General features: G+C 70.8%; 15 protein-coding genes. 12 read left to right on the forward strand and 3 right to left on the reverse strand.

Annotated elements, in window-relative coordinates:
- Positions 1–6: 6 nt before the first annotated feature.
- The gene (locus ACFP1K_RS16935) at positions 7–225 is read right to left on the reverse strand and encodes a hypothetical protein (protein ID WP_380753787.1); all 219 of its coding nucleotides are present in this window, start codon (positions 223–225) and stop codon (positions 7–9) included.
- Between the two features lie 630 nt (positions 226–855).
- Between ACFP1K_RS16935 and ACFP1K_RS16940 the strand changes: the two genes are divergently transcribed.
- The 5 genes from ACFP1K_RS16940 to ACFP1K_RS16960 all read left to right on the forward strand — a co-directional run bounded on the left by ACFP1K_RS16940 (position 856) and on the right by ACFP1K_RS16960 (position 9,198).
- The gene (locus ACFP1K_RS16940; RefSeq protein WP_380753790.1) at positions 856–2,169 is read left to right on the forward strand and encodes a cellulose binding domain-containing protein; all 1,314 of its coding nucleotides are present in this window, start codon (positions 856–858) and stop codon (positions 2,167–2,169) included.
- 719 nt (positions 2,170–2,888) lie between these two features.
- Entirely contained in the window at positions 2,889–3,956 is a 1,068-nt protein-coding gene (locus ACFP1K_RS16945; RefSeq protein WP_380753793.1) for a ketoacyl-ACP synthase III family protein, read from the forward strand.
- A complete protein-coding gene (locus ACFP1K_RS16950) occupies positions 3,953–4,231 on the forward strand; it encodes a phosphopantetheine-binding protein (protein WP_380753796.1) in 279 nt (92 codons plus the stop codon). Before ACFP1K_RS16945 ends, ACFP1K_RS16950 begins: the two co-directional genes overlap by 4 nt.
- Positions 4,232–4,257: 26 nt before the next feature.
- The gene (locus tag ACFP1K_RS16955) at positions 4,258–5,298 is read left to right on the forward strand and encodes a ketoacyl-ACP synthase III family protein (protein WP_380753799.1); all 1,041 of its coding nucleotides are present in this window, start codon (positions 4,258–4,260) and stop codon (positions 5,296–5,298) included.
- A gap of 84 nt (positions 5,299–5,382) precedes the next feature.
- Positions 5,383–9,198 carry a type I polyketide synthase gene (locus ACFP1K_RS16960; RefSeq protein ID WP_380753802.1) on the forward strand — a complete coding sequence of 1,272 codons (3,816 nt, stop codon included), beginning with the start codon at positions 5,383–5,385 and terminating at the stop codon, positions 9,196–9,198.
- A gap of 66 nt (positions 9,199–9,264) precedes the next feature.
- On the opposite strand, the gene ACFP1K_RS16965 is transcribed toward ACFP1K_RS16960, so the two are convergent.
- The gene (locus ACFP1K_RS16965; protein ID WP_380753805.1) at positions 9,265–9,807 is read right to left on the reverse strand and encodes a DUF4352 domain-containing protein; all 543 of its coding nucleotides are present in this window, start codon (positions 9,805–9,807) and stop codon (positions 9,265–9,267) included.
- Between the two features lie 204 nt (positions 9,808–10,011).
- On the opposite strand from ACFP1K_RS16965, the gene ACFP1K_RS16970 reads away from it, so the two are divergent.
- The 3 genes from ACFP1K_RS16970 to ACFP1K_RS16980 are packed head-to-tail and all read left to right on the forward strand — an operon-like array spanning position 10,012 to position 12,488.
- Entirely contained in the window at positions 10,012–10,824 is an 813-nt protein-coding gene (locus tag ACFP1K_RS16970; protein ID WP_380753808.1) for an ABC transporter substrate-binding protein, read from the forward strand.
- Positions 10,825–10,828: 4 nt separating this feature from the next.
- Positions 10,829–11,680 (forward strand): amino acid ABC transporter permease, encoded by an 852-nt coding sequence (locus ACFP1K_RS16975; RefSeq protein WP_380753811.1) that lies wholly within the window; start codon positions 10,829–10,831, stop codon positions 11,678–11,680.
- Between the two features lie 4 nt (positions 11,681–11,684).
- A complete protein-coding gene (locus tag ACFP1K_RS16980) occupies positions 11,685–12,488 on the forward strand; it encodes an amino acid ABC transporter ATP-binding protein (RefSeq protein WP_380753814.1) in 804 nt (267 codons plus the stop codon).
- Positions 12,489–12,647: 159 nt separating this feature from the next.
- Here the strand turns inward: ACFP1K_RS16980 and ACFP1K_RS16985 are convergent, their stop codons facing one another.
- Positions 12,648–13,067 (reverse strand): PaaI family thioesterase, encoded by a 420-nt coding sequence (locus tag ACFP1K_RS16985; protein WP_380753817.1) that lies wholly within the window; start codon positions 13,065–13,067, stop codon positions 12,648–12,650.
- A gap of 69 nt (positions 13,068–13,136) precedes the next feature.
- Between ACFP1K_RS16985 and polA the strand changes: the two genes are divergently transcribed.
- From polA to ACFP1K_RS17005, 4 genes are all read left to right on the forward strand, one after another.
- Positions 13,137–15,839: a DNA polymerase I gene (gene polA, locus ACFP1K_RS16990; protein WP_380753820.1), complete on the forward strand. Its 2,703-nt coding sequence runs from the start codon at positions 13,137–13,139 to the stop codon at positions 15,837–15,839.
- A gap of 104 nt (positions 15,840–15,943) precedes the next feature.
- A complete protein-coding gene (locus ACFP1K_RS16995; RefSeq protein WP_380753823.1) occupies positions 15,944–16,681 on the forward strand; it encodes a response regulator transcription factor in 738 nt (245 codons plus the stop codon).
- Positions 16,674–18,164, forward strand: a complete 1,491-nt coding sequence (locus tag ACFP1K_RS17000; protein ID WP_380753826.1) for a sensor histidine kinase — start codon at positions 16,674–16,676, stop codon at positions 18,162–18,164. The genes ACFP1K_RS16995 and ACFP1K_RS17000 overlap by 8 nt, the downstream gene beginning before the upstream one ends.
- Before the next feature lie 339 nt (positions 18,165–18,503).
- The gene (locus ACFP1K_RS17005; RefSeq protein WP_380753829.1) at positions 18,504–20,567 is read left to right on the forward strand and encodes a glycosyltransferase family 39 protein; all 2,064 of its coding nucleotides are present in this window, start codon (positions 18,504–18,506) and stop codon (positions 20,565–20,567) included.
- Positions 20,568–20,689: the final 122 nt, after the last annotated feature.

Below are 20,689 nucleotides of genomic sequence, written 5' to 3' on the forward strand. Positions count from 1 at the left end.
ACGGTGTCACGAGTAGAGGAAGTAGTAGTAATACTGGCTCTTCCACTCGCATCGCCAGTTGTCCCACCAGCCTTGGTCGTCGCCGTAGCTTCCGACCCGCTGGCATTCCGAATACTGCCGGTAGATGCCGTTCAGCGACTCGGCCTGTGCCGGGGCGGCGCCGATGGATAACGACACTCCGATGGCCAGAACGGCCGAGACGAGAACCGCGCGTGCCTTGCGCATTCATCCTCCTGCGACTGGGCAGATCATGGCGGTCAAGATATCACCCTTTGTGTCAGAAAGTATTGTCACGACCGTGTGACAGGCACGGAGAGTCGCCGTCGGCGAAGGGCGGGCCGGCGATCGCGGTGTTTAGATGAGGGCGGCACATGTTTCACGATGATTGTGCGATTCAAGGCTGACATTAATTCCCGGTCTGCCTGATTTAAGGATCTCCAGATGTCCCATATCATGATCATGCCATTTGTGATCATCACTGCCCTCCTCCCGCTGTTCCGGGCACTGTGGCCGGTCATGTCCCGAAACGCCGGTATGGCCGGGTCGTCGGCCATCGGTGCTGAAACTTTCTTGGCGTTTGTCGCGTTCGGTCCCAGATGGGCCGCTTTTCCCTGTTCAGACTGAGGACCTGCTGTCAGAAATGGACCGATCCGACGAATACTTTGACCCTGGTCGCGTACCTGTCATATCGTCGCCTCGCCCATATCGATGCAAGGCCAGGACTTGAAACGGGACGTACGTTCTCAACAGGCGCTACGGCTCGCGTGCTGATCGCGGCTGCCCCGGACCGGGGGAGATCTGGACGGCCACCACCTGGGTAGCGGCGATCACCCCGAGTACCGGAGGCGCACCACCATGCATGCTCGTATCCGTAGGTCCGCGATCGCCGGCATGGTCATGACCATGCTGGCCACCGTCGGCCTGTCGTTATCCTTCGCGCCGCCGGCCCACGCCGCGGTGATCAGCGACATCGCCTACGCGCCCGCGTCGCCGGCCGGCTCCAGGGGACATCTGCTCGACCTCTACCTGCCGACGGGCGGCCTCACCCCCCGGCCGCTGCTGATCTGGCACAGCGGCTCGGCGTGGTCGAGCGACGACGGCAAGGTCGGCGCGGACGCCATCGCCGCCGTCTTCAACCCCAAGGGGTTCGCGGTGGCCGGCGTCAGTGTCCGGTCCAGCACGCAGGCGGTCTTCCCGGCCCAGGTGCACGACATCAAGGCGGCCATCCGCTTTCTGCGCGCCAACGCCGCCACCTACCAGATCGACCCCAATCGCATCGCCATGATGGGCGACTCCTCGGGCGGCTGGCTGACGGAGATGGCCACCCTGACCGGCGGCGTGGCGTCGTTGGAGGGCACCGTCGGCACGACCGGCGTCTCCAGTGCCGTGCAGGGAGGGCTCGCCTTCTTCAGCCCCACCGACTTCCTGCAGATGAACGCGCAGAACCTGCCGACCGGTGGGCTGGACCACAACTCTCCCGCCTCCCCCGAATCCCTCCTGATCGGTTGCGCCATCCAGACCTGTCCCACCCAGACGGCTCTGGCCAATCCGATCAATTACGTCGACCAGAACGACCCGCCGTTGATGTTCCTGCACGGCCAGGCCGACTTCCTGGTACCGCACGGGCAGAGCGTCCTGCTCTACAACAAGATCAAGACCAGCTGTGGCAACGCCCAGTTCATCTCGATTCCCGGCGCGGACCACGGCCTGAGCTGGGTGATGGACCCCGCCCGCTACGGCACCCAGACCACCTACACCACGACGAACTGCTCCGGGACCACCGTGGCCGGCTCGCCCAACCCCACCTGGGTCAACTTCGAGACCTGGCTGCGCGGCGCACTCAAGCTGGGCAACTCCTGCAACGTCGCCTACGCCCCCAGTCCCTGGAGCGGAGCCTTCAACGCCACGGTGACCATGACGAACACCGGGACGACCCCCATCGACCGCTGGGCCATGCAATGGACCTGGCCGGGCAGTCAGCAGATCGTCAGTGCCTGGAACGCCACGGTGACCCAGACCGGCACCGCGGTGCTCGCACGCGACGCCGGCACCAACGCCTATATCGGCCCCGGCTCCGCCGCGAGCTTCGGCTTCCAGGCGAACGGGACGAGCGTCACGCCGGCCGAGTTCAAACTCAACGGAATCGTTTGTACCAAGGTGCCCAGCTGACGACACGTCTGTCTGTCCCGCAGATAGTGCGGTAGTTAGCGCGTTGCCGGTCCGTGCGACGGACGGACCGGCAACGGCTGAGCCGGATTCCTCCGATGAATGGCGACGGACCGGTGGTTCTCCGGGCGCCGTGGAAACGCATCCGTAACCATCCAGGCGGAGAAACCGCAGCTCGGAGCGGAAATTTTCATTTCATAACTCAAACACGTTCCGCCGAACTCCGATCACGCAATGACGTTGTTCAGATTTCGGACGCTCATATTGCTTTACTCGATGGTCAGCCCCTATCCTTGCCTGTGTGACGGCCGACGAGAGAGAGGAGCATGTTACGGCATTTGGTTTCAAGCACTTCGACGGTCGGCGGGGACTGCGGAACAACCAGCCTGAACATCGCCTGACCGTCGGCTCCGTTTTCACGACTTTTTTCGTTGGTCGGCTGCGAGCTATTCGACATCCCGTACCGCGATTTCGCTGCGTTTCACGATAAGAAACCGCGTCCCTGCTCTGTAGCGGGTGCCTTTATGTGAACGCACGATACGGGTGTCGCCCGTCCCACCTCGCTCGCCTGACCCGCTGCCGGAAGGCCCCATGGCTGCGGCCTGTCCGGAAACCCCGTCGGCGTCCTGATGACGCCGTACTCCATGGTGCTCCGCCGGTTCGGCGGTGCCTCTTCTCGCCGTGCCGGCAGGTGTGGCGATCGTCCACGAGTTAGGGGACGCGTGCGTACATCCAACATGTTCGTCAGAAGCCTCGGCACTTTTGTGCCGGACGCCGTGAGCATCGAGCAGGCGGTCCGGGACGGGCTGTACCCGGCCGAGGAGGTCGAGCAGTTCCAGCAGATCGGCGCGGCGGTGGCCGGCGACGTGTCCGCGCCCGAGATGGCGCGCCGCGCGGTCCAGGACGCCTACGACCGCTGGTGCGAGTCCTCCCCGCGTGACCTCGATCTCCTGCTCTATCCGTCGGTCTGGCACCAGGGTCCGAACGGCTGGCAGCCCCAGCACTACCTGCAGATGCACCTCTTCGGCGGCCACGTGCCGGCGTACGAGATCCGGAGCGGCTGCGTCGGAATGATCAGCTCGCTCCAGCTGGCGGCGAGCTACCTGCAGGCCGACCCGGCCCACCAGACGGCGATGGTGGTCTCCGCCGACAACCACGGCACCCCGCTGGTGGACCGCTGGCGGATGACGCCCGGCGCGGTGATAGGCGACGCCGCGTGCGCGCTCCTCCTCGGCAAGGACTACGGCATGGCCGAGCTCCTCTCGGTCAACGCGACGACGATCCCGGAGGCCGACGCCGTCAACGACGGCGCCTACCCCCTGTTCCCCCCGGACGCCACCATCGGGAGAGGGCTGAGCTTCGGAGACCGGCACGAGGAGTTCCGCCAGAGGTTGCTCAAGAAGCAGGGCACCGGGATCCACCTGAAGATCCAGAAGACGATGATGCAACAGGTGGAACAGACCTTGGACGAGGCCGGGATCAAGCTGGCCGACATCACCCGGGTGGCGTTCCCCCACGGCCGCCGCGAGGACCTGGACGGGCAGATGTCCTGGCTGGGCATCGGGGTCGACCAGACGACCTGGGACTACGGCCGGCGCGTCGGCCACTGCGGCGCGGTCGACCAGTTCATCGCCTTCGAGCACCTGGTCGCGACCGGTGGGCTCGTACCAGGAGATCACCTGCTGATGGTGGGGTTCGGTTCGGGAACGTCGGTCGCCGCGGCCGCGTTCAGGGTCCTCGCGCCCTCTCCGGTGACGCGGCCCGCGGCACGAGAGGGGCACTCGGCATGACGACCGTACGGAACACCGGCGAGATCGCTCACAGGCTGGTCGCCTTCATTCAGGAGAACCTGGTCACCGACGATGTCGACCTGAAGGTCGACGAGACGACCCCGCTCCTGCTGTCGGGCCTTCTGGACTCCCTGCGGACGGCGCGCCTGCTGAACTTCATCCGGCGGGAGATCGGCGTCCCGATCCCCGCCGCGAAGCTCGACCCCGAGAACTTCAAGGACGTGGCGACCATCGCCGCGATGATCAAAGAACTCGAACCGGCGTCGTTCGTCTAGCCGTCCGAGCCAGTGAGGGCAGAGTCATGCAGTGGGCGGACACCTACATCAGCGGAGTGGGAGCCTTCCTCCCGAGGACGGTCAGCGTCGAGAAGGCCGTCGCCAAAGGCTGGTACCCGGCCGAAGAGGTCGAACTGCACAACCTGGCCGGGGCGGCGGTGGCCGGTGACGTACCGGCTCCGGAGATGGCTCTGCACGCCGCGCAGAGCGCGCTCAAGCGCAGCGGGCGGGCACCGGCCGACCTCGATCTCCTTCTCTACGCCTCGACGTGGCACCAGGGTCCGGACGGCTGGCCGCCGCACGCCTACCTGCAGCGCCATCTGGTCGGCGGGGACGTCCTGGCCACCGAGATCCGGCAGGGCTGCAACGGGATGTTCATCGGCCTGGAGCTCGCGGCGAGCTACCTGGACGCCACTCCCGGCCGGCAGGCCGCCCTGCTGGTCGCCGCCGACAACTACGGCACCCCGTTGATGGACCGTTGGCGGATGGGTCCCGGCTATATCGGCGGGGACGCCGCCAGCGCGCTCGTGCTCACGAAGGGCGCGGGTTTCGCGCGCCTGATGTCGGTCTGCACCGTGACCGTGACCGAGGCCGAGGAACTGCACCGGGGCACCGAACCCCTGTTCCCTCCCGGCGTCACCGTCGGGCGCCGGATGAGCTTCGGCGCCAGGAACGAGCAGTTCCGGCAGCAGGTCATGCCCCGGGGCGAGAGCACGGCGGCACTGTTCAAGATCCAGCGGGCGCTGATGGAGGTCGTCGAGCGCGCGCTGACCGAGAGCGGGATCGAGGCCCGCGATCTCACCCGGGTGGCCTTCATGAACTACTCCGAAGAGATCGTCGAGCAGCGTTGCATGGCCGCGCTCGACCTGCCGATGTCCCGATCGACCTGGGACTACGGCCGCACCATCGGCCACTGCGGGGCCAGTGACCAGGTCCTCGCCCTCGACCGGCTGCTCGTGACCGGGCAACTGGGCCCCGGTGACCACCTGCTGATGCTCGGCACCGGCCCTGGGGTCACCGTCTCCAGCGCCGTGATCAAGATTCTCGATACGCCCTCATGGTCCTGAAACGTGGCTGTGAAACGTCGTCCTTGAAGGGAAACGAACGCGATGGTCGATAGTCCGAGCGGAGTCCGGACGGAACCGGTGGCGGTGATCGGGATCGGGTGCCGTTTCCCCGGCGACGCCGACTCACCGGACGAGTTCTGGGACCTGCTGTGCGCGGGCCGGAACACGACAGGGCCGCTGCCCGCCGAACGCTGGCTTTCCTACGAGAACCGCAGCCCCGAATACGCGGCCGCTCTGCGCCATGCCGTGCGCAACGGCAGCTTCCTGAGCGACATCGAGGGCTTCGACACGGAGTTCTTCGGCCTGTCGCCCCGGGAGGCCGAGCTGATGGATCCGCAGCAGCGGATCCTGATGGAGACCGCGTGGGAGGCCCTGGAGCACGCCGGCCTGCCTCCGCGCGATCTGGCCGGCACCGACACCGGGGTGTTCATCGGGATCTGCACCGACGACTACGGCCGCCGCCTGCTGGAGGACCTGCCCCAGATCGAGGCGTGGACCGGGATCGGCGCCGCGACCTGCGCCGTCGCCAATCGCATCTCCTACTCCCTGGACCTGCGCGGGCCCAGCATGGCGGTGGACACCGCGTGCTCGGCGTCGCTGGTCTCGCTCCACCTGGCCGCGCAGAGCCTGCGGCTCGGAGAGAGCGACGTCGCGCTCGCCGGCGGGGTCAACCTGCTGGTGACCCCGGGCGAGACCCTCACCCTCGGCGCCGCCGGAGCCCTGGCCCCCGACGGGCGGTCCAAGTCGTTCGACGCCATGGCCGACGGATACGGACGCGGTGAGGGCTGCGGCGTGGTCGTGCTCAAGCGGCTGTCCGACGCGCGCCGCGACGGTGATCGGGTCCTCGCGCTCGTCATCGGCAGCGCCGTGAACCAGGACGGGCACACCAACGGCATCATGGCGCCGTGCGGCGAGGCCCAGGAACACGTGATGGTCCGGGCGTGCCGGCAGGCGGGCATCTCCCCGGCCACCGTCGACTACATCGAGGCGCACGGGACCGGGACCCGGCTGGGCGACCCGCTGGAGGCGGGCGCGCTGAGCTCGGTGTACGGCACCTGGCGGCCCGCGGGCGACCCGTGCCTCATCGGCTCGGTCAAGTCCAACATCGGCCACCTCGAAGGCGCCGCCGGCATCGCCGGCATCATCAAGGCGGTGCTCGCCCTCGACCGGGGCGAGATCCCGCCGAGCGTGCTGACCACCCCGAACCCCGCCATCTCGTGGGAGACCTCCGGGCTTCGCGTGGTGACCAAGCGATCGGACTGGCCGGATCGCGACCACCCCAGCCGGGCGGGCGTCTCCAGCTTCGGGTACGGCGGCACCGTCGCGCACATCGTGCTCCAGCAGGCTCCTCCGGCTCCGGACGAGCCCCGCGGCGAGGGGACGGGGCAGCGGCTGTTCCCGCTGTCGGCCGCCTCGGAGACGGCTCTGCGGCAGTACGCGGGCACGCTGGCCGACCGGCTCGCCATCCCCGGCCAGGGACTCGACCTGGCTTCGGCTGGGCACACGCTGGCGATCCGGCGCTCGCATCTGGGCCGCCGGGCCGTCGTGATCGCGGCGGACCGGGACGAGCTGACGGCTAGCCTGCGCAGGCTAGCGGAGGACCTGCCGGCCGAGTCCGTCCTCACCGGGGACGTGCTGCCCGAGCCGGGCCCCGGGCCGCTCTGGGTGTTCGCCGGGCAGGGCTGCCAGTGGCGCGGGATGGGACGGGAGCTGCTCGCCACGGAGCCGGAGTTCGCGTCCCTGGTCGACGAGGTGGAGCCGATCTTCTTGGCGGAGATCGGCTTCTCTCCCCGGAAGATCCTGGCCGAGGGCGACCTGGACGGGATCGACCGCGAACAGACCATGATCTTCGTGATGCAGCTGGGCCTCGCCAGGCTCTGGAACGCGCACGGCGTGACCCCCAAGGCCGTCATCGGTCACTCCGTCGGCGAGATCGCGGCGGCGGTGACGGCCGGCGCGATGAGCGTCGCCGACGGCGCGCGCCTGATCTGCCGCCGGTCCAGGCTGCTGCGCGAGGCCGAGGGCAAGGGGGCCATGGTGATGGTCGGCCTGCCCTTCGAGGAGGCGGCCGAGCGGCTGGCCGGCCGCACCGACCTGGTGGCCGCGATCTCGTCGGCTCCCGGCTCCACCGTGCTGTCCGGGGACGTCGCCGCCGTCGAGGAGGTGGTGAACGAGTGGCCTGCCGAGGGCATCGTGGTACGCCGGGTGGCGTCGGACGTCGCCTTCCACAGCCCGCAGATGGACCCCCTGGCCGTCGAACTGGCGGCGGCCACCGCCGATCTCTCGTTCGGCGCGCCCCGCATTCCCATGTACACCACCGCGCTGCCCGACCCCCGGTCGACGCCCGTCCTCGACAGCCAGTACTGGGCGGCGAACCTCCGGGAGCCGGTACGGCTGGCCGCGGCGACGACGGCCGCCGCGCAGGACGGCTACCGCGCGTTCCTGGAGATCTCCCCGCACCCGGTGGTCGCGCACTCCATCAACGAGACGCTCGGCGACACCGGGTTCGAGGACGTGTTCGTGGGCACGTCACTGCGCCGCAACCAGCCGGAGCGGGCGACCTTCCTCGCCGCGGTGGGCACGGCGCACTGCCACGGCGTCGGTGTGGACTGGAGCCGTCTGCAGCCGGACGGCGGCCTGGCCGCCCTGCCGCCGTACCCCTGGCAGCACCGCCGCCACTGGCGTGACAGCTACAACGGCGAGGGCGACAACCGGGGGCACGACGTGCACTCCCACACCCTGCTCGGAGCCGGGACGAGCCTCGCGGGCAGCCGGACACGGGTGTGGCGGACCAGCCTGGAGGACGCCAACCGGCCCTACCCGGGCAGCCACGCCCTCGGCGGGGTCGAGATCGTGCCCGCCGCCGTGCTGGTCAACACGTTCCTGGACGCGATCGCGGACGAGGGCGGCACCCTCACCGGCGTGGAGATGATGCATCCGCTGATGACCGCGGAACGCAGGCAGATCCAGGTCGTCCACGAGCCTCCCGGGATACGGCTCGCGGCGCGTACGCCGGCCGCCCCCGGCGAGCCGGAACCCGCCTGGCTGGTTCACGTCACGGCGACCGTGACGGATCCCGGCGACGGGGCGGCTCCGGGCCGGGCGATGCCCGGCGTGCTGCCGGACGCCGGCGCGACCGGCCTCACCCCGATCGACACCGGATTCGTTCACGAGCGGCTGGCCGCCGTCGGCGTCCCCTCGACGGGCTTCGACTGGACGATCGAGACGCTGCTGAGCGCGGACGGGGTGCTGCGCGCCACGGTCCGCACCTGGCAGCCCGCCGGGGCGCGGCCGACCTGGGCACCGGCGATGGACGCGGTGATGTCCGTGGCTCCCTGCGTGTTCCCCGGCGATCCGGTGCTACGCATGGTCGTGCACATCGACGAGGTGGCGCTGAGCGGCACGCCGCCGGAGACGGTGATCATCGAGGCGGCCCTCGACCCGGCGGGCGAGGACACGGTACTGGCGCTCATCGCCGACGCCGGCGGCCGGGTGGTGGGGCACCTGTCGGGCCTCCGCTATCCGGTGATCGACGCGCCGGCGGCGGCCGAGGAGGAGCTCCGGGAGCCCGCGGAGGCGTTCGCCGGCCTGACGCCGGAGGAACTGCGCGAGTACGCCCTGGTCGAGGTCCGCGCGGAGATCGCGGCCGTGATGAGGCTCGCCCCGCAGGACCTCGCGGTCCGGCGTCCCCTCGTGGAACAGGGGCTGGACTCGGTGATGACCGTCATGGTCAGGCGGCGTCTGGAGAAGCGCTTCGGCTGCCGTCTCCCCGCGACCCTGCTGTGGCAACAGCCCACCATCAACGCGATCGCGGGCCACCTGGTGGATCTGCTCACGACGACGAGACCGGCCGCCGCGGCGGATCCCGTTCTCGAGGCCATGCCCGCGATCGGGGGTTGACCGGCTCGCGGAGGCGTGAACACATGACCATGAGCCCCTGCCGTCAGGCAGGGGCTCTTTGGTTGCTCAGCGGAGGCGGACCTCGGCGCCCTTGGAGGGGCCGATCGCGCCGAGGGGCGGGTCGCCGAAGAAACGGATGGCGACGATCCTGGCGTCCTTGGGGACGTCGTACCAGAGGTCGAACTGCATCTTCACGAAGGAGCCGACCGGGATCTCGTCCGGCTGCCGCTTGATGGCCTGGCCCTGGATGTCGGTGTGGAAGGTGCGGCCGTCCGACGCGACCAGGAGCTGCTGCTTCGAGTCGAACTTCTGGTTGGTCCGGTCGGTGCTCTCGATCATGATCCGCACCCGGGCGTACTGCCCCTTGGCGTTCCACTCGGCGTGGCTGCCGAACATGCTCGGCATCCCGTCGTTGTATCCCAGCACCCGGAACCGCATCTGCCCGTCCACCACGGGCGCGGCCTTGATCACGGTCTCGTCGGGCCGGGCGGTCTCGGCGGGTATCAGGTAGGTGCGCGGCGCGGGCGCCGGGGCCGCGGCGGGCTCGCCGGAGCACCCCCCGAGCAGCGGCAGGACGAGTAAGGCGCACAGGCCCCAGGGTGACCTCACGCATCGCACACTAACCGCCGGGAGCCCCAGGCCGCTCCAGCTGTTGTGCGATCGTTTCTTTCCGGTAATACCCCTGGTGACCAGGTGCGGGACCATGGCCAAGGTTACGGTAACTTAACTTAACTCCGACATTGAGCTAAAGAGGAGGACGTTGTGGTCTTCTGGTCCAGACGTCGCCGTATTACATCAATCGGGGCACTAGTCGTGAGCGCTACGTGCCTTCTCTCCGCTTGCGGCGGCGGATCGGATGAGCCCACCACGGGTGCCAGCGCCTCCGCCGGCAGTGGAGGGGCCTCCGCCCCGGGCATCAAGTTCGTCACTCCCGGCAAGCTCACGACGTGCACCAACCTTCCCTACGAGCCGTTCCAGTTCAAGCAGGGCGACAAGGTCGTCGGCTTCGACGTCGACATGGTCGACCTGGCGGCCAAGCGGCTGGGCGTCCCGCAGGAGATCGTGGACATCGACTTCGCGGTCATCAAGAGCGGCGCCGCCCTCAACGCGGGCAAGTGCGACGTGGCCGCGGCGGGCATGACCATCACCGACGAGCGCAAGCAGAACATCGACTTCTCCGACCCGTACTTCGACGCGACGCAGGCCCTGCTCGCCAAGAAGGGCACCGGTGCCAAGTCGCTGGACGACGTGAAGGCCAAGGGCCTCAAGCTCGGCGCGCAGGCCTCCACCACGGGCCTCGACTACGTCAAGGAGAAGGGCCTCAACCCCACCGAGTTCGCCGACTCGCCCAAGGAACTGCTGGGCCTGCAGTCCGGCCAGGCGGACGTGATCGTCCAGGACCTGCCGGTCGTGCTCACCTGGCTGAAGAAGCCGGAGATCGCCGACAAGTTCGAGCTGATCGCCAGCCTCGACACCGGTGAGCAGTACGGCATCGGCCTGAAGAAGGGCAACACCGAGCTCCTCAAGATCATCAACGAGGAGATCGCCAAGGCCAAGTCCGACGGCACCTACGACGCGATCTACATGAAGTGGTTCGGTAAGAAGCCGGGCGAGCTGGGCACCTGATCCGATGACGGACCAGTCCACGACGGACGGACCTTCTGGACCGGCCGGGCCCGCGCCCGGCCGGTCCCGGCTCAGTCCCCGCAAGCGGCAGCGGATCAGCCGCGGCGTCCAGTACATCGTGCTGGCCGGCGCGCTCGTCGCACTCGCGTTCTTCGTCAACTGGGAGGGCCTGGCGGTCAACTTCGCCAAGCTGGACGTGGCGGAGCAGGCGTTCCCCGAGGTGTTCACGGTCGCCCTGGTGAACACCATCATCTACACGGTCGGCGGCTTCGTGTTCGGGTCGCTGCTCGGCCTCCTGCTGGCGCTGATGCGCCTGTCCTCGGTGCGGCCGTACCGCTGGATCGCGATCGTGTACATCGAGATCTTCCGCGGCCTCCCGGCCCTGCTGATCTTCCTCATGATCCTGTTCCTGCCCCTCGCGCTGACCGGCTTCCAGGTCCCCGGGGGCACGTACGGCCAGGGCATCCTCGGCCTCACCATCGTCAGCGCGGCCTACATGGCCGAGACGCTGCGTGCGGGCCTCCAGGCGGTCCCGAGGGGCCAGACCGAGGCCGCCAGGTCCCTCGGCATGTCCCACTCCCGGTCGATGATCTCGGTGGTCATCCCGCAGGCCATCCGGATCGTGATCCCCCCCACCACCAACCAGTTCGTCTCCCTGCTCAAGGACTCCTCCCTGGTGCTGTTCCTCGGAGTGAGCGGCGAGTACGTCGAGCTGACCAAGTTCGGCAACGACCTGGCGTCCACGACGAGCAACGCCACCCCGATCCTGGTGGTCGGCCTGACGTACCTGCTCGTCACCATCCCGCTGGGCTACCTCGCCGGCCGCCTGGAACGGCGCCAGGGAAAGGGACGGTGACCTGATGAGCCACGCGGTCGAGATCCGCGACCTGCACAAGTCCTTCGGCTCGCTGGAGGTGCTCAAGGGCATCGACTTCACCGTGGACGAGGGCCAGGTCGTCTGCGTGATCGGTCCCTCCGGCTCCGGCAAGTCGACGCTGCTGCGCTGCGTCAACCTGCTGGAGCAGCCCACCAAGGGCACCGTGACCGTGGGCGGCGTCGAGCTGACCGACCCCGACGTCGACCTGGACGCGGCGCGGCGACGGCTCGGCATGGTGTTCCAGTCGTTCAACCTCTTCCCGCACATGACGGTCCTGCAGAACGTCATGATCGCCCAGCGCCGCGTGCTGCGGCGCGGCCGGGCCGAGGCCGAGCGCGTCGCGCGGGGCAACCTGGAGAAGGTCGGCGTCGCCGCCAAGTGCGACGACTTCCCCGCCCAGCTGTCCGGCGGCCAGCAGCAGCGGGTGGCCATCGCGCGGGCGCTCGCCATGAACCCCAGCCTGATGCTGTTCGACGAGCCCACCTCCGCGCTGGACCCCGAGCTGGTGGGCGACGTGCTGGCCGTCATGCGGGCGCTGGCCGACGACGGCATGACCATGCTCGTCGTCACCCACGAGATGGGCTTCGCCCGTGAGGTGGCCGACCGGGTCGTCTTCATGGACGGCGGCGTCATCGTCGAGGAGGGCCCGCCGGACCAGGTGATCGGGCGGCCGCAGCACGCCCGCACGCGGTCGTTCCTCAGCCGCGTGCTCGACCCCGGGCACATCGGCGAGGGGGTCGGCGGACCGGGAGCGCCGAGCGACGAGGCGCCCGGCGCGACCGGCTAGCCGGAGGGAGCCCGTGGGTGACTTTGGGGCCATGTATGGCTTCCCCGGCCGCACACGTTGTCTACTCGACCACCCACGGGCCCTGGCCTCACAACGCTAGCGATCCTTGTGGCTCCTGTGCAAAGAGAGTCACAAAGCCGGACCGAATTCCCTTAAATATCACGCACTGTCACGGAGCATGCAGGTGAGCCGGGCGGTGCAGACCCGCCGTCCGTCGGCGTCGGTGATCTGGATGTCGTAGGTGGCGAGGTTGCGCCCGCCGTGCACCATGGTCGCCACGCCGGTGACGTGACCGGAGGTGGCCGACCGGTGGTGGGTGGCGCTGATCTCGATCCCGACCGCGATCCGCCCCGGCCCCGCGTGCGTCATGGCGCCCATCGAACCGATCGTCTCGGCGAGCACGCAGGAGGCGCCGCCGTGCAGCAGGCCGAGCGGCTGGGTGTTGCCCGCGACCGGCATCCGCGCCACCACGCGCTGGGCCGTGATCTCGGTGATCTCGATGCCCATGGTGTCGGCCAGGGACCCGAGGTGCCGACCCGCCCGGATCTCGCCTTCGTCCAGGTCCTCGGGGTTCGTCATGGTCAAGGGGATGCCTCCAGTGCGCAACAACGGAGCCGTTCTGTCGTACCAGGAGACTAGGCTGCGGGTGTGCCGAAGACGGATCCGACCCCCGCCCGGCCCTGTCTGCTTCTGCTGGACGGGCACTCGCTCGCGTACCGCGCGTTCTACGCGCTGAAGGACGCCAACCTCACCACGACCGACGGCCAGCACACCGAGGCGGTGTACGGCTTCACCTCGATGCTGATCAACGTCCTGCGGGACGAGAAGCCGACCCACGTGGCGGTGTGCTTCGACCGGTCCGAGCCCACGTTCCGGCACGAGTCGTACCAGCAGTACAAGGCCAACCGCCAGGAGACCCCCGAAGACTTCCGCGGCCAGGTCAGCCTGATCTTCGAGGTGCTCGACGCGCTGCGCGTGCCCCACCTCTCGCTGGCCGGGTACGAGGCCGACGACCTCATCGCGACGCTCGCCCACCAGGCCGGCGAGCAGGGCATGAACGTCCTGATCGTCACCGGCGACCGCGACGCGCTCCAGCTGGTCAACGACCGGGTCACCCTGCTGATGACCCGCCGCGGCATCAGCGACATGACCCGCTTCGACCCCCCCGCCGTCGTCGAGAAGTACGGCCTGACCCCCGAGCAGTACCCCGACTTCGCGGCGCTGCGCGGCGACCCCAGCGACAACCTCCCGAGCGTCCCGAGCGTGGGGGAGAAGACCGCCGCCAAGTGGGTCAAGGAGTTCGGCTCCCTCGCCGCCCTGGTCGACCGGGTCGACGAGGTCAAGGGCAAGGTCGGCGACAAACTTCGCGAGCACCTCGGCCAGGTCGTGCACAACCGCCAGCTCACCGAGCTGCGCCGCGACGTCCCGCTGGACGTCGAGCCGGGCGCCCTCACCATGGGCCAGTGGGACCGCGACGAGATCCACAAGCTGTTCGACACGCTCCAGTTCCGGGTGCTGCGCGACCGGCTCTACCAGAGCATCGGCACGGCCGAGCCCGAGGCCGACGAGGGCTTCTCCGTCGAGGTCACCACGCTCGGGCCCGGCCAGGTGGCGGCGTGGCTCGCCGCGGTGCCCGCCGGGCGCGCCGGGCTCGCCGTCAAGGGCACCTCGGGCAGCGGCACCGGCCGCATGGACAACCTCGCCATCGCCGTCCCCGGCGGCGAGGGGCGCCCGGCCCGCGCCGCCTACGTCGACCTCACCGCCCTCACCCCCGCCGACGAGAGCGCGCTCGGCGCCTGGCTGGCCGACGAGAGCGTCCCGAAGGCCCTCCACGACGCCAAGGGGCCCCTGCTGGCCCTGTGGGCCCACGGGCTCGACCTGCGCGGGCTCACCTGCGACACGGCGCTCGCGGCCTATCTGGCGATGCCGGGGCAGCGTTCCTTCCCGCTGGACGACCTCGCGCTGCGCTACCTCCACCGCGAGCTGCGCGCCGAGGCCGACAACGGCGGCCAGGCCGCCCTGTTCGACGACCCCGAGGACAACGCGGCCGAGGAGCTCGCGGTGCGGGCCGACGCCGTCCGCGAGCTCGCGGACGCCCTGGAGGCCCATCTGGAGCCGCGCGGGGGCACCCGCCTGATGCAGGAGGTGGAGCTGCCGCTCGTGCGGGTCCTGGCGGAGCTGGAGCGCGCCGGGATCGCCGCCGACCGCGACTACTTCATGGGCCTGGAGGCCGAGTTCGGCGCCGCGGTCAAGCAGGCGGTCGAAGAGGCCCACCGGGTGGTGGGGGAGCAGTTCAACCTCGGCTCGCCCAAGCAGCTCCAGGAGATCCTTTTCGTCAAGCTCGGGCTCCCCAAGACCAAGCGCATCAAGACCGGGTACACCACGGACGCCGACGCGCTGGCCATGCTCGCCACCCAGACCGACAACGAGCTGCCGACCATCCTGCTGCGCCACCGCGACCAGACCCGCCTGAAGGTCACGGTCGAGGGCCTGATCAAGGAGATCGGCGACGACCGGCGCATCCACACCACGTACAACCAGATCATCGCGGCCACCGGCCGGTTGTCGTCGGAGAAGCCCAACCTCCAGAACATCCCGATCCGCACCGCCGAGGGCCGCCGCATCCGGCAGGGCTTCGTCGTCGGCGAGGGCTACGAATGCCTGCTCACCGCCGACTACAGCCAGATCGAGCTGCGCATCATGGCCCACCTGTCGCGGGACGCCTCGCTGATCGCCGCCTTCGAGTCCGGCCACGACTTCCACCAGGCCACCGCCGCCCGCGTGTTCGACCTGCCGCCCGAGCAGGTCGGCGGCGAACTGCGCGCCCGCATCAAGGCGATGAACTACGGCCTGGCCTACGGCCTGTCCGACTTCGGCCTCTCCGGCCAGCTGAACATCCCCGTGGCCGAGGCCCGCGCCCTGAAAGAGGAATACTTCGAAGAGTTCGGCGGCGTCCGCGACTACCTCGCCGCCATCGTCGACCAGGCCCGCCTCGACGGCTACACCGAGACGATCCTGGGCCGCCGCCGCTACCTCCCCGACCTGACCAGCGACAACCGCCAGCGCCGCGAGATGGCCGAACGCATGGCCCTGAACGCCCCCATCCAGGGCTCCGCCGCCGACATCATCAAGGTCGCCATGCTCGACGTCACCAGGGCCATGAAGGAAGCGGGCCTCCGCTCCCGGACCCTCCTCCAGGTCCACGACGAACTCGTCTTCGAGGTGGCCCCCGGCGAGCTCGACACCCTGCGCACCCTGGTGACCGACCAGATGTGCGCCGCCTACCCCCTGAGCGTCCCGCTGTCGGTCTCCACCGGCACCGGAGGCACCTGGGAGACCGCCGGCCACTGACGGAGCCCTGGCGGCCCTCCACCGGGCCGCCGGGACGCGGGAATCACAGGTGGCCTTCAGGAGAGGCTGAGGGGGCGCACAGCCTCGCCGGTCACGATGGGCCCATGACGATGGCTGACGTGGATTCCCGCGGCGGGCCGCGGCGCCCGGACGGCGGCCCGGTGCGGGTGCTGGTCGTGGACGACGAGCCGACCCTGGCCGAGTTGCTGGCCATGGCGCTGCGCTACGAGGGCTGGGAGGTGCGCAGCGCCCCCGACGGTCTCAGCGCGGTCCGGGTGGCCCGGGACTTCCGCGCCGACGCCGTCGTGCTCGACGTGATGCTGCCCGACATCGACGGGCTGGAGGTACTGCGGCGGCTGCGCGCGGAGTCGCCGGACGTGCCGGTGCTGTTCCTGACCGCGCGGGATTCGGTGGAAGATCGCATAGCCGGGCTGACGGCCGGTGGCGACGACTACGTGGTCAAGCCGTTCAGCCTGGAGGAACTGGTGGCGCGGCTGCGCGGGCTGATGCGCCGGGCGTCCCGTTCGCAGCGCCGGTCCGGCTCCCGGATGGCGGTCGGCGACCTCGTCATGGACGAGGAGAGCCGCGAGGTGCGGCGCGACGGCACGCCGATCTCCCTGACGGCCAAGGAGTTCGAGCTGCTGCGCTATCTGATGCGCAACCCGCGCCGCGTGCTCAGCAAGGCGCAGATCCTGGACCGGGTCTGGAACTACGACTTCGGCGGCCAGGCGAACGTGGTCGAGCTGTACGTGTCGTACCTGCGCAAGAAGATCGACGCGGGCCGGAATCCCATGATCCACACGATGCGCGGCGCCGGGTATGTCCTACGGCCCGGTGAGTGAGCCCGCGCCGGGAAGACGGGGCGCGCGGCCCCGGTCGCTGCGGACCCGCCTGGTGGCGGCCATGGTCGCCCTGCTGGTGCCGGCGCTCCTGATCGTCGGCGTGACCGCCGAGATCACACTGAACAAGGTGCTCTACGACCGCGTGGACGCTCAGTTGCGCGCGGCGGCCAACCGCGCGCCGCGCTCCTTCGACCTGTCGTCCCCTCCCGGACCCGGCTGCGTGCGGCCCCGGGACCGGGAGTTCCCGCCGGGGCAGGTCATCGGCACCCTGGCGGCGCGCATCTGCCACGGCACGGTGGCCGCGGCCGACGTCCTGGTGGAGGACGGGCAGCCGCGGCCGGACGTCGGCCACCTCGGCGCCACGCTGCTCGCGCTGCCGGCGGACGGGGCGCCGCGCAGCCGCGACCTCGGTGAGCTGGGGGAGTACCGGCTGGTCGCGCGGACCATGCCCGACGGCGCGATCCTGGTCACCGGGCTGCCGCTGGCGGACACCCGGGAGACGCTGTACCTGGTGGCCGCGGTGGTGGCCGGGGTGACGGTGATCGCGCTGGGAGCGGTGGCCTACATCGGCGTCGTGATCATAGGCAGGGCCTTGCGGCCGTTGTCGCGGGTGGCGGCCACGGCCACCCGCGCGTCGCGGATGAGGCTCGACCGCGGCGAGGTGGAGCTGCCGCAGCGGGTCGCCGAGGACGACGCCGACGAGCGCACCGAGGTGGGCCAGGTGGGCGCGGCGCTGAACCTGATGCTCGACCACGTCGGCAACGCGCTGGAGGTGCGGCACGCCAGCGAGACGCAGGTACGCCAGTTCGTCGCCGACGCCAGCCACGAGCTGCGCACGCCGCTCGCGGCGATCCGCGGCTACGCCGAGCTCGGCGGGCGCGCCGGGCGTTCGCTGCCGCCGGAGGTGGCGCACATGCTGAGCCGGGTGGAGTCCGAGGCCCGGCGGATGACGGGCCTGGTCGATGACATGCTGCTGCTGGCCCGGCTGGACGCCGGCCGGCCCCTGGCGCACGAGGCCGTGGACCTCTCGATGCTCACGGTCAACGCGGTCGGTGACGCTCACGCCGCCGGCCCCCGGCACGACTGGCGCCTGGAGATGCCCGAGGACCCCGTCACGGTGCTCGGCGATCCGGCGCGGCTGCAGCAGGTGCTGACCAACCTGCTCGCCAACGCCCGCGCGCACACCCCCGAGGGCACCCGCGTCACGGTCGGCGTGGCCGCGCGCGGAAGGCAGGCGGTGCTGCGGGTGGCCGACACCGGCCCGGGGATCCCGGCCGACCTGCTGCCGCACATCTTCGAACGTTTCGCCCGCGCCGACGGCTCCCGTTCCCGTGCGGCCGGCGGCACCGGCCTAGGGCTGGCCATCGTGCACGCCGTCCTGACCGCCCAGGGCGGCAGCGTCGCGGTGGAGAGCGCGCCGGGCCGCACCCGATTCACCGTCCTGCTACCACTGGCGGACACCGGACGGGAAACCGACGCCTGAGGCGTTCACGCCGCGGGGAGACCGGCGCCTGAGGCGTCCATGTCGCGGGGGAGACCGGCCTGAGGCGTTCACGCCGCGGGGGAGACCTGCCGTGCGGCCGCCGGCCTGGCGTTGCTGCGTGCTCGCGGAGTCGCCGGACACGCGGCGGGCGGCGGAACGGGCCGAGGGGATCCTCGCGGGCGCCGACCACGGGGCGGTGCGGGCCGGGGCGCACGCGTCCGGCCGGCGCGTCTCCGTCCGAGGGAAGCGGGCTCACAGGCGGCGCACAGCTTCGGCACAAGAGGCGGACAGGCCGGTCGCCGACGGTTCGAGGTAGGCCTGAACGAAAGGACGCAGACGATGAGTTCCACGTTGTCCCCGGCGCCGGTGGACCGGCCGCCGCCCGGTCCGGCGCGGCCCGGAGGGCCGCGCCCCGGCCCGCCGGGGCGCGGCCCCTGGGAACGGCTGGCCCTGCCGGCGCTGCTGCTGGCCACCGCCGCGCTGTACCTGTGGGATCTCGGCGCCTCCGGATGGGGGAACTCCTTCTACGCGGCGGCGGCGCAGGCCGGGTCGCAGGACTGGACGGCGTTCTTCTTCGGCTCCTCGGACGCCGCCAACTCGATCACCGTGGACAAGACGCCTGCCTCGTTGTGGGTGATGGTTCTGTCGGCCCGGCTGTTCGGGGTGAACTCCTGGAGCGTCCTCGTGCCGCAGGCGCTCATGGGGGTCGCCGCGACCGGCCTGCTCCACGCCACCGTGCGCCGCTGGTACGGCCCGGCGGCCGGCCTGATCGCCGGTGCGGCGATGGCGCTGACACCGGTGGCGGCGCTGATGTTCCGCTTCGACAACCCCGACGCGCTGCTGGTGCTGCTCCTGGTCGCGGGCGCGTACGCGCTCGTCCGCGCCGTGGAGGGCGGCGCCACCCGCTGGCTGGTGTGGGCGGGTGTCTTCGTGGGTCTCGGCTTCCTGGCCAAGATGCTCCAGTCGCTGCTGGTGGTCCCGGCGTTCGCGCTGGTCTACCTCGTCGCGGGGCCGCCCAGGGCCGGCAGGCGCGTTCTCCAGCTCCTGGCGGCGGGGGCGGCGCTGGTCGTCTCGGCAGGGTGGTACGTCGCCGCCGTCGAGCTGGTGCCCGCGTCGGCGCGCCCCTACATCGGCGGTTCGCAGCACAACAGCCTCCTGGAGCTGACGCTGGGCTACAACGGCCTGGGCAGGCTGAGTGGCGACGAGACAGGCAGCGTGGGCGGCGGGCCGGGCGGCGGCTGGGGCCAGACCGGGTGGACGCGCCTGTTCGACGCCGAGCAGGGCGGCCAGATCGCCTGGCTGCTGCCCGCCGCCCTCGTCCTGCTCGCCGTGGGCCTGGCGGTGACCGCCCGTACGCCGCGCACGGACCGCGCCCGCGCCGGTTTCCTGCTCTGGGGCGGCTGGCTGCTGGTCACCGCCGGCGTGTTCAGCTTCATGGGGGGCATCTTCCACGCCTACTACACCGTGGCCCTGGCCCCGCCGGTCGCCGCGCTGGCCGGGATGGGCGCGGTGACGTTGCGGAGACGGTGGGACGACGCGTGGGCCCCGCCCGTCGCGGCCGCCGTCGTGGCGCTGAGCGCCTGGTGGTCCTGGGAGCTGCTCGGGCGCAGCGCCGGGTTCGTCCCGTGGCTGCGCTGGGCGGTGCTCGCGGGCGGCGCTCTCGCGGCGCTCGCCCTGGCGGCCTCCCGGTGGCTACCCCCACGCACGGTCCTCGCCGGCGCGGCGCTGGCTCTAGCCACCGTACTAGCCGGACCGGGCGCGTACGCGCTGGACACCGCCGCCACCCCGCACGGCGGCTCCATACCGTCGGCCGGTCCCGCCACGGCCCGCGGGCCCGGCGGCGCGCCCCCGGGCGCCCCGGCGCGTGGCGCGCCGGACGGCCGGGGCGGTGCCGCGCAGGGCGCGCCGGACGGCCGGGGCGGGTCGGCGCAGGGTGCCCCGGACGGCAGGGTCGCGCAGGGCGGCGGGGCCGCGCAAGGTGGCGGGTGGCCCGGCGGCATGCCGCCCGCCGGTGTGCGGCGGGGTGGCGGCATGGGCGGGCTGCTCAACGGGACCACCCCGGGCGCGGCCCTGACCGAGCTGCTCCGGAGGGACGCCGGTGCCTACACCTGGGTGGCGGCGGCGGTCGGATCGCAGAACGCCTCGGGATATCAGCTGGCCACCGGCCGTCCCGTCATGCCGGTCGGCGGCTTCAACGGCAGCGACCCCTCACCCACCCTCGCCCGGTTCCAGCGGTACGTCGCCGACGGCGAGATCCACTACTTCGTCGGCGGCGATCGCGGGCCCATGGGGGGCGGAGGCACCGCCGCCCAGATTTCCGCCTGGGTGGCGGCCACGTTCCAGGCCACCGTCGTCGACGGCGTCACCGTCTACGACCTCACCGCGCCCGGCACGGCCCCCTGACGGTCCCCCGGCGATAGGGCGGCTCCCACGGGAGCCGCCCTATCCCTTTCCGCCACGCGGGGGAGTCCAGCGGGCCTCACGGCCGGGGGGAGTCCAGCGGGCCTCACGGCCGGGGGGAGTCC

The organism is Sphaerisporangium aureirubrum (assembly GCF_042658925.1).
GTDB lineage: Bacteria > Actinomycetota > Actinomycetes > Streptosporangiales > Streptosporangiaceae > Sphaerisporangium > Sphaerisporangium aureirubrum.